At 44.8% G+C, this 13074-nt stretch carries 13 protein-coding genes; 8 read left to right on the top strand and 5 right to left on the bottom strand.

Annotated features, from left to right (window positions below; translation table 11 throughout):
• Positions 1–16 precede the first annotated feature (16 nt).
• The 4 genes from OH463_RS12340 to OH463_RS12355 are packed head-to-tail and all read left to right on the top strand — an operon-like array spanning position 17 to position 4006.
• Positions 17–1318, top strand: coding sequence for a hypothetical protein (locus tag OH463_RS12340; protein WP_005453420.1), 1302 nt, complete (start codon positions 17–19; stop codon positions 1316–1318).
• Positions 1308–2072, top strand: a complete 765-nt coding sequence (locus OH463_RS12345; protein ID WP_069688102.1) for a hypothetical protein — start codon at positions 1308–1310, stop codon at positions 2070–2072. Before OH463_RS12340 ends, OH463_RS12345 begins: the two co-directional genes overlap by 11 nt.
• Positions 2073–2098: 26 nt before the next feature.
• Positions 2099–3412 (top strand): transglycosylase SLT domain-containing protein, encoded by a 1314-nt coding sequence (locus OH463_RS12350; RefSeq protein WP_258456446.1) that lies wholly within the window; start codon positions 2099–2101, stop codon positions 3410–3412.
• Positions 3413–3424: 12 nt separating this feature from the next.
• On the top strand, positions 3425–4006 hold the full coding sequence (locus OH463_RS12355; RefSeq protein ID WP_017819341.1) for a hypothetical protein: 582 nt from the start codon (positions 3425–3427) through the stop codon (positions 4004–4006).
• Positions 4007–4059: 53 nt separating this feature from the next.
• Here the strand turns inward: OH463_RS12355 and OH463_RS12360 are convergent, their stop codons facing one another.
• The gene (locus tag OH463_RS12360; RefSeq protein ID WP_009697137.1) at positions 4060–4968 is read right to left on the bottom strand and encodes a DMT family transporter; all 909 of its coding nucleotides are present in this window, start codon (positions 4966–4968) and stop codon (positions 4060–4062) included.
• Positions 4969–5066: 98 nt separating this feature from the next.
• Here OH463_RS12360 and OH463_RS12365 point away from each other — a divergent pair, with 98 nt between their 5' ends.
• Entirely contained in the window at positions 5067–5855 is a 789-nt protein-coding gene (locus OH463_RS12365) for an AraC family transcriptional regulator (protein ID WP_005453431.1), read from the top strand.
• Here the strand turns inward: OH463_RS12365 and OH463_RS12370 are convergent.
• Positions 5850–6767: a M14 family metallopeptidase gene (locus OH463_RS12370; protein WP_005453433.1), complete on the bottom strand. Its 918-nt coding sequence runs from the start codon at positions 6765–6767 to the stop codon at positions 5850–5852. The two genes, OH463_RS12365 and OH463_RS12370, sit on opposite strands and share 6 nt — an antisense overlap.
• Before the next feature lie 174 nt (positions 6768–6941).
• On the opposite strand from OH463_RS12370, the gene OH463_RS12375 reads away from it, so the two are divergent.
• A complete protein-coding gene (locus OH463_RS12375; RefSeq protein ID WP_050933619.1) occupies positions 6942–7847 on the top strand; it encodes a DUF808 domain-containing protein in 906 nt (301 codons plus the stop codon).
• Between the two features lie 108 nt (positions 7848–7955).
• Here OH463_RS12375 and pyrC read toward each other — a convergent pair whose 3' ends face one another.
• Together pyrC and OH463_RS12385 are read right to left on the bottom strand one after the other, a co-directional pair.
• Positions 7956–8984 (bottom strand): dihydroorotase, encoded by a 1029-nt coding sequence (gene pyrC, locus OH463_RS12380; RefSeq protein ID WP_005453436.1) that lies wholly within the window; start codon positions 8982–8984, stop codon positions 7956–7958.
• A 154-nt stretch (positions 8985–9138) separates the two neighbouring features.
• Complete coding sequence (locus OH463_RS12385; protein WP_005453437.1) at positions 9139–9303, bottom strand: YqaE/Pmp3 family membrane protein; 165 nt, start codon at positions 9301–9303, stop codon at positions 9139–9141.
• 271 nt (positions 9304–9574) lie between these two features.
• Here OH463_RS12385 and OH463_RS12390 point away from each other — a divergent pair, with 271 nt between their 5' ends.
• Entirely contained in the window at positions 9575–11392 is a 1818-nt protein-coding gene (locus tag OH463_RS12390; protein ID WP_017819339.1) for a hybrid-cluster NAD(P)-dependent oxidoreductase, read from the top strand.
• A gap of 117 nt (positions 11393–11509) precedes the next feature.
• On the opposite strand, the gene nadE is transcribed toward OH463_RS12390, so the two are convergent.
• Positions 11510–12340 (bottom strand): ammonia-dependent NAD(+) synthetase, encoded by an 831-nt coding sequence (gene nadE / locus OH463_RS12395; RefSeq protein WP_005453439.1) that lies wholly within the window; start codon positions 12338–12340, stop codon positions 11510–11512.
• Positions 12341–12550: 210 nt separating this feature from the next.
• On the opposite strand from nadE, the gene OH463_RS12400 reads away from it, so the two are divergent.
• Positions 12551–13072 (top strand): nicotinate-nicotinamide nucleotide adenylyltransferase, encoded by a 522-nt coding sequence (locus OH463_RS12400; RefSeq protein WP_009697132.1) that lies wholly within the window; start codon positions 12551–12553, stop codon positions 13070–13072.
• Positions 13073–13074: the final 2 nt, after the last annotated feature.

Genomic DNA, 13074 nt, shown 5'->3' on the forward strand with positions numbered 1-13074 from the left:
CCTCTACAGGATATTTATGTTTAAAAAAACACTTCTTTCATTGGTACTAGCAAGTGCCTTTGGTTCTGCACATGCAAATGTAGATTTTGACCTTAATGATCTCGTTCCTGCAACCGATGCACCTTCTGAAACACAAGCTGTAAATACAGATGACGTAAAAGAGGTGGGTGATCTAGTTGTGGCGGCAGACCCGAAAGCCGCGGTACTTGTTGCTCACCAAAGCCTGATCGAAGACGAAGGTGATGGCGTTAAGATGATCGCAGTTGGCTCGGGTATCGGTATTCTATCTACGGGTTCTGGTAGCTACGAAACTTACGAAAACCGTAACGCGACGTTGTTATCTAAGCGTGGTGCATACATGAAAGCTTTCCAAATTGCGAAAAAGCAATTAGTGGAAAACATGGAAGGCATGAGCAACATGTGTGCGACAGCGATCAACGAAACCATGGATGTGATTGATACTGCGACAGAAGGCGCGGCAAACACCACAAGCATGATGAGCGATAACTGTGCTGAGTCAGTAAAAGGCGCGTTGGCAGGTTACGTGACGTTCGATGTGTATGATGATCCAAGTGAAAACCTAGTTCGTGTTAGTTTGATTTCAACGCCGAAAACACGTGAGCAAACGAAGCGTAAAGTGGGCGCTCTGACTCAGACTACAGAACCAAACGTGATTTTCAAACAAATCATCGCTGATCTGCAGGCGGGTGTGATGCCTCCTGTTGGTGCGAAAGTGATTACCAACGCTGAAACGGGCGAGTCGTTTGTACTTGGTTTCGGTTCTTCGATCATTCGTGACAACAAGAATAAGAGCGTGAAACGCAAGCTGCTTGGTATGTCTAAATCTCAAGCGCAAGCAAAAGCGAGAAACGGTCTGATTGCAGTAATGCAAGGTGAACAAGTTTACTGGGAAGGTGGTTTCACAGAGAACCAGTTAGAGAAGAATGAACAGTTCGAGTACCCACCTGAGAGCGTTAACCCAGCAGATGCGAAAGTATTGGCAGAAGACAAACACACGTTCATGAACAACATCAAGAGCTTTGATTCGTACAAGTCATTTGCAGCGGGTCAAGTTCCTCCAGGTGTTTCCGTTAAAACCTTTAAGAGTAGCGATGGTGACTGGATGTTAGCCGTTGCGGTTTATGCCCCTTCTCTAGAGGCGACGGCAAAGCAAGCCGCTGCAGAAAACAAAAAGCGCGTTCGTGAAGGTCAAAACGCAAGCTCAGACCACAAAATTTCAACAACTGGCGGTTTGACTGACGGAAGCAACAATACTCAAGGACCATCTGGTCAAGTGAGTAACGCAAATGATCTGTAACCACAGATACTTGCTTGTTCTGGTAGGCCTTTTAGGTCTACCAGTTTTTGCTTCCGACTCTCATTCTTGGTCGTTCAACGGCACGGATTATGAGCTTAAAACCAGTGATGCAGAAGTGTCAGTTGAAGTGAAAAGACAGCATGAACTGACCACGAAACAAATGAAGTCATTGTGTCGTAAAGGGCTCGGTTTAGAGCTTCGCAAAAAATACGAAGACAAGTTGCTTGAAGGTGGTTTCATTCGTGAAACTTTAGATTCGTGGCCTTTTGCGAGTCTAACTTACGAACTGACCAATATTCAGTTTTCTTCAGTGAGTAAGAGTCAAGCTCAGTGCCGTGCGAATGTGAATGATACTGGCTACAAAACCAATCTCCAAACCACAGCGCTGAACTATGCCGTTGCGTATTACTCAACCAAGCAGTACCAGCACATCAAGCCGATATTACCGTTGATCATCAAAGAACCTAGCGTTGCGATGGATGCTGCAGGTTTAGTCACCTTGCTCTTATCTCAATCAGACGTGACCAAAGCTGAAAATTACTATCAACAGTATGTCGATGTTCCCGCAATTTCCAACAGTGAAATCAAGCACTGGCTAGCTCAATGGCAGTTTGAGCAAGGAGAACTTGAGGAAAGCTTGTTCATCGCAAAGCAGTGCTCAAGCAAAGAATGCGAGCGTTTAGTGATAGACATTGAAGATCAAATGTTTGAGCAGCAAGCTGAGAGTGTCGGAGATCTGTCTTCTTATTTCTGATTTAACAAATTACGGTAACTCAATTTATGAAATTGAAATATTGCGCACTGGCTGCGTTGTTAAACCTAATTGTGATGCAACCAAGTTTTGCAAATGATCCTTTTGCTGAACTGGACCAAGAAATCGAACAATTAACCGCTGATGATACGGATGAGTTTGAGCAATGGTATGCCGCCCAAATTCAAGAGTTCAATCAATGGCAGCAAGCTTACTTAGCGGACTGGGACAAAAAACAGAAAGCCTCTATTCAAAAATGGGGTGACACCAAAATACCTTCTCCGGATGTGGTAGTGGTTTATGACGAACAACATAACGCACGAACCGTTGTTGATTTGGAGAAAGGTGAGATTACGGTTAGCTACTTACCGCCTGCGGAAGAAGGAAAAGCCGAAGCTCCAGTTGTTGAAGCTGAAGTCGTCAATGCCGTTATCGAGAAAAACGCCAAGGTGTTTGAAGAAGTTGGTGTAATTCAACCTAAAAAAGCTGAGCCCACAATGGTTTTCGTTGAGGAAATTAAAGTAGAACCAAAGACTTTCGAAGAGGTGAAGAAAGAGATTGAGGCGCAAACTGAGCGCCAAATGAGTCAACTTGACATCTTTGCTGCTGAGAAAAGTGCGGTGTTAAGTGAACAAAAGCAAGAGCAAGTGATTGTTCAGCAAAAACAACAAATGGTGAAGCTGGAAGAAAAACGCATTGCTGCTGTGAAGCAAGAATTAGCTCTGCAAGAAAAGCAGCTAAAGCAACAGCCTAAAAAGATTGTTGAGTATAAGGTCAAGATTCCAAAATCATCACTGGCGAACCGCGCTAATCAGTACCTTCCTGCGATTCAACAAGAAAGTGCAAAGCGAGAACTACCGCCTGCACTTGTTTTGGCAATCATGCACGAAGAGTCGCATTTCAACCCGAAAGCAAAATCTCATGTGCCCGCATATGGGCTGATGCAAATCGTGCCGACAACCGCTGGTCATGACGTGAATAAGCTATATCGCGGTAAAGATAAGCCGATGAAAGCGAATGACTTATACGATCCCAATTTGAATATCGAAACTGGCACGGCGTATCTAAAAATTCTTCAGAGTCGATACCTAAAAGGCATTAAAGACCCACAAAGTGCGACTTACAGTGTGATCGCGGCTTACAACACCGGGTCAGGTAATGTGGCCAAAGCATTTGGTGAGCGACGTGTTTCTAGTGCGATTAAGAAAATCAATACCATGAGTTCTGATGAAGTATATGAGCACCTTATCAAGAACTTACCTTATAACGAGACTCGCAAATATCTCAAAAAGGTCAACGATAGAATGAAAACCTATCATGCGCAGTCCAACTCAATTATCTAAAAGGAATTGAAGATGAAATATCAAATTCTTACCGCTGCAATCAGCGCAGTGATCTTATCTGGCTGTGCGAGTCAAAGTGGTTCTGAAAACACGGCGAAAGTGGAAACCAACAAAGGCAGCAATGTGCCTAGCTGGGTACTAAACCCAACTTCAGCGAATGGCTTTGCAGCGTCAAACTGTGTTACGGCGTCAGGTAACTTTTCTGTTGATCGTAACCACGCTATCTCTCTAGCACGTAACACGCTTGCGCAAAACCTTGATATTAAAGTCAGTGTGTTAGAGAAGAACTATCAAAAAATTGATAGCTCAGTTGACGGTCAAACCTCTGGCACATCTTTTGAGCAAATCGCTAAGCAAATAACTAATACTTCAATTCAAAAGAGCCAAGTTGAGCAAGTATCACTGGTTGAAATTGGTGGTGTAGAGCAAATTTGTGCGCTAGTAGTCATGCCAAAGATTGAATCAGAAAAGATGTTTAACTCTGCTGTAACGGCAGGAACGGATATTGATCCAACGGATAAAGCGGCGCTATATAAAGAGTTTGTGAGCCAAAAGACAAGCAAAGAATTGGAACAGCAGGCTGAAGCCCTTTAATCCAAATGAAAGCAAAAAGAAAAGAGCCATCATGGCTCTTTTCTTTTTAGTTGCTATGAGCTCGTTGCAGTTTGAGCTTCTGGGTCGATGACTTTGCCTTTTCTACGTACTTTAATTTGCGACAAGATAACGCCAGAGATAACCAACATACCGCCAATGATGTGGTAAACATGAACTTCTTCGCCGAGCATGGTTGAAGCGAGAGCTACCGAAACCACAGGCATCAGGTTCATGAACATGGCACTTGAGTCAGCACCAATCAAGTCAATCGCTTTTACCCACATCAATGGAGCAAAGATAGACGCGGCAATACCAGCGTAAGCAATTAAAGGTAATGCGCTTTGGCTTGGTAGAAGTTGATCGCTGCTTAGCCACAATGGCGCAAGCATAACCAATGAGAAAAAGCCTTGCATGTAAACCAAAGTCATACTGTTGAAAGGCATCTTCCAGCGTTTTAGTAACACACAATAAATTGCGTAGCAAAGCGCAGCCAGCAGCATCAAGCTGTCACCTTGCGTCATATCTTGATGCAGGAAGTAGGTGATATCGCCGTGCCCTAACATAAACGCCAAGCCGCCTAATGAAATCACACCACCAGCCACGCTCAGCATGGAAATCGATTTGCCAAGTAAAGGTACACTCAAGAAAACACTGATCAAAGGAACGAGAGACGTAATCAGTGCCATATTAGAAGCGGTCGTTGTTAGCCCTGCGTAATAACCTAGGGATTGGTTTAGCACCATGCCTAATAGTGCGAGGAAAGCCAATTTAGCCAAGTATGGGCGAATCACATGACGTTGTTTGATCACTGCTGGTAAGCAAAATGGCGTTAAAAGTACCATAGCAACAAACCAACGGTAGAAACTCATTGCGCTAGGTTCGATGGCACTTGCTGCCATTTTATTTACGATGGAATTCCCACCCCAAATCATGACAGTAAAAAACGGAAGCAAATAAACCATGAGAACCTCATCGCAGAATAATTAATGGCGCTAGTCTGACAGGTCTTTATAATGAAAAGTATCTCTGGAAAGACATCGTAAGCGATAGGAAGACAAATTTGAAAAAGAGCACAAGGAATCTTCATCCGTCATTATCAATCGACAGAGCACCATCAGATGTGTTTATGAATTTTGAAGCCTTTTTGTCGAATACAGAAACTCGCATTCACAGCCACCCGTGGGGACAAGTTCAACTGATCAGTGGCGGTATTCTAGAAATGGATGCGGAAGACACACGTTTCTTAGCGCCTCCGCATCTTGCGATTTGGGTACCGGCTGGGATCCGTCACACCAGTTATAATCGTAAGCCTTTGGAATACTGCTCGTTAAATATCGACCCAGAGTTGACTCAGCACTTTCCATCCAAAACGAGCTTGATCAAAGTGACGCCCATTGTTTCGGCGATTGTGGAAGACTTTCGCCAGCGTGATATTAATGTTGCTAAGAGCGAAGAAGATAAACGCCTCGTTCAGGTCTTGTTGGATCAGCTAGCCAAACAAGAAGTCGAACATCACTTTTTGCCAACCACAGACAACAAATATCTGGAGCCAATTCTTAAAGCCGTCGAAGAAGCGCCAACTGATGAAATTAGCTTGGGGGAATGGGCGGAAAAGGTTCATACCACGGAGCGCACTTTAGCTCGCCATTGCCAAAGTGAGTTAGGGATGAGTTTTACCGAGTGGCGATTGCGAGTGCGTTACTTGCATTCGATGGAGTTGTTAAGGAAGGGGCAAACAGTAAAAGAGGTAGCGTTGACATTGGGTTACAACCAGGCCAGTCCTTTTATCGCCATGTTTAAGAAATACTCCGGCATTACACCGGAGCAATATAAGAACCGCTTGTTATAGCTGAGTAAGCACGTAATCTAAACCACCTACAACTGCTGCAACTTGAGCGTCGTTACACTCTTCATCAGTGACTTTCGGGCTGTCTGGGTAAACTTCTGTTGTAGTGCCGTAAGTGCAGTTGGTGACGCCGCCACACAGACCCAGTTTCACCATTGGGTAATTAATCACACCAAATTGCACCACTGGCGAACCAATGATTTCGCCTTTATCGTCAGCAGGTGCAATGTGCGTTACTTTCGCTACTGACTCGATGACGGCTTTTTGGAACTCAGGTTGCGGGTTTTCTGTATCGCCCACCGTGTAGAAACCATCTGGGATCATGCCTTCGATGTATTCAAGACCATCACGTGCTGCAAGTGCAGGGCGGAATTCGGTCTCGTCAGAATCGGTGGTTTCGTGCAGGTCGATGTGCATTAGAACATCACCTAAGGTCGCAACAAGCTTAATCAAGTTAGCTGACTCTTCCGCAGGACTATTTGCGTAGAAAGAGCGGTTTGGGTCAATCGCATTTGGGTTCCAGCGGTTGATCACCTCGTACCCCCAAGGGCTGACACATGGTGCAACGACAATATTGAAGTGTTCTGCATAACGCTCTGCCTGCGTATCAACAAACTTCAGCGCACCATGTACGCCACTTGTCTCGTAGCCATGTACGCCGCCAGTTACTAAAACAACCGGTTTTGCAGCATCCCAGTTACGAGTCTTGATACAAAACAGAGGGAAGCGCGCTTCGTCGTAAGAGAGTGCGCCGTATTGCTCAACATCAAAACGCTCGCGAAGAGCATCAATTTTGGTCACGACTTCTTCTTGGTAGCTACGTTTTACGTCACGTTGCTCACGCCAAGCTTTACGTTCTGCTTCACCCCATGACTGACCTGGGGTACCAATTGGGTAAGTGTATCCGCTTTTCATCTATACTTTTTCTTTTGTGTGCGTGAAAGGTAAGACAAGACTAGTCTTGTCTCAAAGCCACGGCAATAGAAAACACAATTTGTGACCTTATTCTTTGCGAAATCATAACTTTGCTGAGTAGTTTATTGGTGTTACATTTTGTTACTTATTCAATTCCATAAAAGAGATAAATAAATGGCTGGAGCAAGTTTACTAACACTGTTGGATGACATTGCAGCTGTATTGGATGATGTCGCGTTGATGTCTAAGATGGCGGCGAAAAAGACCGCTGGTGTACTGGGCGACGATTTAGCGCTAAATGCGCAACAGGTGTCTGGCGTAGCGTCAGAACGAGAAATCCCGGTGGTTTGGGCGGTGGCAAAAGGGTCGTTTAAAAACAAACTGATTCTAGTGCCATCGGCGTTGTTGATCAGTGCCTTCATTCCTTGGCTGATCATGCCATTACTTCTCATTGGTGGTTTGTTTCTTTGCTTTGAAGGGGCTGAGAAGGTCTTAGAAAAGCTTTTTCCTCATGCGCACCAACATGAAGAGAAGAAAGAAGAGCTCAATACCGGAGAATCGGTTGAAGAGTACGAGAAGAGAAAGGTCGCCGGTGCGATTCGTACTGACTTTATCCTCTCTGCAGAAATCATCGTGATTGCTTTGGGTACGGTGACAGGCTCAAGCATCGTAACGCAAATTCTTGTGGTCAGCTTAATCGCGGTATTGATGACCATTGGTGTTTACGGCTTAGTCGCTGGCATCGTTAAGCTTGATGACTTAGGTTTTTACCTAGAACGCACATCAAATGGTGAAGGACTGAAAGCCAAGCTAGGTGGAGCGTTAGTGGCGTTTGCGCCTAAGTTGATGAAGATGCTTGCTGTGGTGGGTACTGCGGCAATGTTCCTTGTTGGGGGCGGTATTGTTGTCCATAACGTGCCTGCAATTCATCATCTGATTGAACCGATCATTATGGATTTCCGTGGTCATACGATTGCGACGGCGATTGTGCCGACATTGCTTAATGGTGTGATTGGTGTCATCGCTGGCTTGGTTGTGGTTGCAGCTTGGACTTTAGTAGAGAAAGTTCGTGGTAAATAATTACTCTGTAGACAGTAGACATAAGGCTTTATAGGAGCCAAAAGAAAAGGGTCATGCGTTTCCATATCGAATATGGTGGCATGACCCATTTTTATTTCGTGGAGATGATTACTTCACTTCCCACTCAATCTTTTCATTTGCACGAATTGGCACAACGATGTCGCTACCAAACGGCATCGTTTCTGGTACATCCCAAGCTGCTTTTTCTAGTGTTACTGTGTCTGAGTTGCGAGCGATGCCGTAAAAATCAGGACCATTTAAGCTTGCGAATGCTTCTAGGTTTTCTAGTTTGCCTTCATTCTCAAACACTTCTGCATAAAGTTCTAGTGCTGCGTGTGCGGTATAAGAACCTGCACAACCACAAGCTGATTCTTTTGCGCCTTTTGCGTGCGGCGCTGAATCTGTACCTAGGAAGAATTTCTTGCTACCGCCTGTTGCTGCTTCGATAAGCGCTTGTTGGTGGGTATTGCGCTTAAGGATTGGCAGGCAGTAGAAGTGAGGCTTAATGCCACCGACTAGCATGTGGTTGCGGTTGAACAGCAGGTGGTGAGCAGTGATGGTTGCTGCGACGTTATCAGAAGCGTTCTTAACGAAGTTTGCGGCATCCGCCGTCGTGATGTGTTCAAGAACGATTTTTAGGTTAGGGAAGTCGTTAACGATAGGAGCAAGAACCGTGTCTAGGAATTCCTTCTCACGGTCAAAAATATCAACGTGGTTGTGAGTCACTTCTCCATGAACCAAAAGCAGCATGCCAACTTCTTCCATCGCTTCAAAAACGTGGTAGATGTTCTTTGCATCGGTTACGCCAGAATCAGAGTTGGTGGTTGCACCTGCTGGGTAAAGCTTTGCTGCGACAATTTTGCCTGTTGCTTTGGCTTTGCGGATTTCATCTGGCGTGGTGTTGTCTGTCAGGTATAGTGCCATCAGAGGTTCGAATTGCTCGCCGTGTTGCTCAGCAAGGATTCGATCACGGTAGGCTAATGCCATTTCAGTATTGGTCACTGGTGGGACGGTGTTTGGCATGATCAGCGCACGGCCGTTATAACGGCTAATATCGCGAACGGTATCTTTTAGAACTTCACCATCGCGTAAGTGAACGTGCCAATCGTCAGGACGAGTAATAGTCAGTGTTGTCATTAATTGCTCCCACCATTAAAAAGTTATGTTTGGAGCCTAAACGCTGCATTTACCTCAAGAGCAAACGCTTGCGCTTAGGCGACAGGATGATAGAGGAATTGCAGTTCTATTTCACCCCATTTTTCACATTTCTTTACGGTAGGAGCTCAGTTGGTTACTTCATCGTCAACCAAAGCGCGTGAATTGTGCCGGGTAGGAAGAAGAAGAAAGTCAGGATTAGGTTGATGAAGAAGTCTTTCTCTAGACCTTTTTCCATGTAAACCGCCACTGGTGGAAGGAAGATACAAAGTAGAATTAGAATCAGTTTATTAGTATCCATGGTCTATGCTCCGGATAGATTATCTATAGTGTCAAAAAGTTGGCGAATTATGTGCTCAATATCACATCTTGGCAATCCTAGTTTCGTCAATACTATGCAAATTTATGGGACTCCATTCATAAGAAGAAGTTCTTCCACCTGCAAAGCAAGCGTCATATCGGGTGACTGACGAAAGTGCGGTTATAAATCGATATTTTATAGAGGCTTGGGTCATAACTGTTATAAGGATATGATAGTCCAATAATGAGAAAGTACCTGTAGGAAGAAGGCTATGTCGCAATCAGTTTTGTCCCAAATTAATGTTTTTCCAGTCAAATCCGTCGGAGGCGTTGCGTTATCTTCCGCTTGGGTAGAAAAACAAGGATTGAGTTTTGATCGTCGATTTATGATTGCGACGTCAGATGGCTCAATGGTGACAGCTCGAAAATTCCCTCAAATGGTGACCATCAAGTCCGCGCTGTTGCCAGACGGAGTGGTGTTTACCAGTCTTGGCGAAGAGCCACTAAAGATTCGCTATCAAGATTTCAAAATGCAGGAAGCACCTGCAACGGTTTGGAAAGACAGTTTTACGGCATATACCACCACGGATGAAGCGGATGATTGGTTTAGCAAAGTATTAGGTCTTCGCGTCGAGTTACTTTTTACTGGTGAGCAATCAAATCGCATAAGAGAGAAACTGGGTCACAACGTCAGCTTTGCCGATGGCTACCCAGTACTTGTCATCAGTGAGGCATCACTGGAAGAATTAAACCGCAGAAGCTCTGAGCTGCACTCAATGGATCAATTCCGAACCAACCTTGTGGTATCTGATACCAAGCCATTTGAAGAAGACTCATGGAAGCGTATTCGCATTGGCGAAGTGGAATTTGAATCAGTAAAACCATGTGAGCGATGTATTCTAACTACCGTTAATACTCAGCGAGGCACATTTCGAGAAAGCAAAGAACCACTGAAGACATTGCAAGAGTTTCGTGCAAACGAGCGTGGGGGCGTGTTCTTCGGTCAAAACCTTGTTGCTCTGAACGAAGGCATTATTCGTTCTGGTGACAAAGTTGAAGTGCTGGAATACAAAGAGCCAGAGTTCTATCCAGACAACTCTCCTCAGCGAATGACGCTAACTTGTGTCGAACGAGAAGAAATCGCACGCGACTTTGTCACCTTGTGGCTTGAGCCAAGCAAAGGTCAATTACCAACGTACTTACCGGGACAGCATTTACCTATTGAAGTGGATATAGACGGTAAGAAAGTAGGGCGTCGTTATACGCTGTCATCTAGCCCGTCTCGCCCGGGACGCTACGCAATTTCGGTGAAACGTGTTTCTGGTGGGCGCGTATCCAATGCTTTGCTTGACAACCTACAAGTGGGGGATGTTCTGGAAGCGGAAACGCCAGATGGCCAATTTCATCTAAAAGAGCATTCTGTTCAGCCTCTATTGCTGTTGTCTGCTGGTAGCGGCGTAACACCAATGCTGTCGATGGTTCGTTACTTGGCTGATCACAACCAACTCGATGATGTGGTGTTCTACCATCAGTGCAGCAGCGAGATTGATATTCCATGCAAAGATGAGTTAAACGAGTTAAAGCGCCAACACCCGGGGTTGGATGTAAAGATCTGCTTAACGCAACCTGCGATAGATTGGTTTGGTCTTAAGGGGCGAATCAGTCTATCTCACATAAAACAGATCAAAGATGTTGAACAGCGCCAAGTGTTTGTTTGTGGTCCTGACGGCTTTATGCAAAAGGCGAAAAACCTATTGCTTAAGAAGGGGCTCCCAGAAGGCAATTATCATCAAGAAGCATTTGGTGTTGCAGCGACAAAAGCTAAGCCAGAGAAAAGTGTTGAGATTGAATTCAACGGCTTTAAGTTGATGGGTAACAACCAACAAACGTTACTTGAACAAGTTGAGAATGCCGGTCAAAGTATTACCAATAGTTGTCGTGCGGGCTTGTGTGGTGCTTGTAAGGTTCAATTAGAATCAGGACAGGTAGAGCATCCTGACGTGCCTGCACTGAGCGCAGAAGAGCGCGCGATGGGGAAAGTGCTCGCGTGTTGTGCTATTCCGGAAACGGATGTGACGCTAACAGACTAACGTTGCTGAGCATAAACACTGCTTGTAACAAGCAAACAAAAAAGCCGCTAAATTAGCGGCGTTTTTATCTATAGCAGAACGATTTAAAAACGAATCGTTGATGTGCACAATCGTGATTTAGTCGTAGATCGTTGGGATCGGCTGACGCTTGTGCTGAGTCATTTTGTAGATAGCCACAAGGCGATCGCTGACTTCTTGAGATACTGGCTTGCCTTCTAGGAAGTCATCGATTTGTTCGTAAGTTAAACTCAGTGCATCTTCATCAGCTTTTTGAGGATCAAGCTCTTCTAAGTCTGCCGTTGGTACTTTCTTCACGAGTTGCTCAGGCGCACCCAATGTTGCTGCAACTTCGCGAACTTGACGTTTGCTCAAGCCGAATAGTGGGGCCATATCGCACGCGCCATCACCGAACTTAGTGTAAAAACCAGTGATGTTTTCTGCTGAGTGATCAGTACCAAGAACCAAGCCACCAACGTAACCAGCGATTTCGTATTGAGCGACCATGCGTGCACGCGCTTTTACGTTACCCTTCACGAAGTCCACTTTTGCAGCATCCGTTGGAAGAAGGTCTGTTCCTTCAAGTGCGATGTGAGAAGCAGCATGGAGACCATCGACACCAGCTTTAATGTTTACCGATACAGAGTGCGTTGGTTGGATGAAAGAAAGTGCGAGCTGTGCTTCATCTTCGTCTTTTTGTTCGCCATAAGGCAAACGAACAGCGATAAACTGGTAGTTGTTGTCACCAGCTTCTTCGTTTAGTTGGTCTACAGCCAGTTGAGCCAAGCGACCACATGTCGTTGAGTCAACGCCACCGCTAATGCCAAGAACAAGAGACTTACAGCCTGCTTCTTGCAATTTACGCTTAATAAAAGCGACACGGCGTTCAATTTCGAAATGCGGATCGATAGAAGGGAGTACTCGCATTTCATCGCGGATGGATTGTTCCATTTAGGGTTCCTTTTCCTGCAAATATGTACGACACCAAGTGAGTGTGAATAAATTCATACTGTCGCAGGCGTTTATAGTTCACAAATGGCGATAAACCATGCAGTTGATGTCTATAAACGTCGCTTTAGTGTCAAAAAGCTCTAAAGATTAGTAGTATCATACCGAATTCATCGGATTAGAAAACTCTCTTCAACCAGGTAATCACCGGATATGAAAAAAATCGCCGTTTTTGGCAGCGCATTTAACCCACCAAGCTTAGGTCACAAGAGCGTGATCGAGTCACTGAGCCACTTTGATCTTGTGCTATTAGAACCAAGCATTGCACACGCTTGGGGCAAAAATATGTTGGATTACCCAATTCGGTGCAAACTGGTTGATGCCTTTATTAAAGACATGGGGCTTTCTAATGTTCAACGCTCAGACCTTGAGCAAACTTTGTACCAACCAGGACAAAGTGTGACGACTTTTGCGTTATTAGAAAAAATTCAAGAAATCCACACGCAAGCCGATATAACTTTTGTCATTGGTCCTGATAATTTCTTCAAATTTGCTAAATTTTACAAAGCAGAAGAAATTACGGAACGTTGGACTGTGATGGCATGCCCTGAGAGAGTGAAAATCAGGAGCACCGATATTCGCAATGCATTGCTCGAAGGTAACGATATTAGCGGGTATACAACATCAACGGTCAGTGAATTATTGCTAAGCGAAGGCTTATATAAACAATCTTAATC

Source organism: Vibrio sp. NFR, assembly GCF_027587095.1.
Classification (GTDB): Bacteria; Pseudomonadota; Gammaproteobacteria; order Enterobacterales; family Vibrionaceae; genus Vibrio; species Vibrio harveyi.

Coding starts and splice junctions, on each gene's coding strand:
- OH463_RS12340 (WP_005453420.1), top strand. CDS start 17: ATGTTTAAAAAAACACTTCTTTCATTGGTACTAGCAAGTGCCTTTGGT.
- OH463_RS12345 (WP_069688102.1), top strand. CDS start 1,308: ATGATCTGTAACCACAGATACTTGCTTGTTCTGGTAGGCCTTTTAGGT.
- OH463_RS12350 (WP_258456446.1), top strand. CDS start 2,099: ATGAAATTGAAATATTGCGCACTGGCTGCGTTGTTAAACCTAATTGTG.
- OH463_RS12355 (WP_017819341.1), top strand. CDS start 3,425: ATGAAATATCAAATTCTTACCGCTGCAATCAGCGCAGTGATCTTATCT.
- OH463_RS12360 (WP_009697137.1), bottom strand. CDS start 4,968: ATGGTTTATTTGCTTCCGTTTTTTACTGTCATGATTTGGGGTGGGAAT.
- OH463_RS12370 (WP_005453433.1), bottom strand. CDS start 6,767: ATGAAAAGCGGATACACTTACCCAATTGGTACCCCAGGTCAGTCATGG.
- OH463_RS12375 (WP_050933619.1), top strand. CDS start 6,942: ATGGCTGGAGCAAGTTTACTAACACTGTTGGATGACATTGCAGCTGTA.
- pyrC (WP_005453436.1), bottom strand. CDS start 8,984: ATGACAACACTGACTATTACTCGTCCTGACGATTGGCACGTTCACTTA.
- OH463_RS12385 (WP_005453437.1), bottom strand. CDS start 9,303: ATGGATACTAATAAACTGATTCTAATTCTACTTTGTATCTTCCTTCCA.
- OH463_RS12390 (WP_017819339.1), top strand. CDS start 9,575: ATGTCGCAATCAGTTTTGTCCCAAATTAATGTTTTTCCAGTCAAATCC.
- nadE (WP_005453439.1), bottom strand. CDS start 12,340: ATGGAACAATCCATCCGCGATGAAATGCGAGTACTCCCTTCTATCGAT.
- OH463_RS12400 (WP_009697132.1), top strand. CDS start 12,551: ATGAAAAAAATCGCCGTTTTTGGCAGCGCATTTAACCCACCAAGCTTA.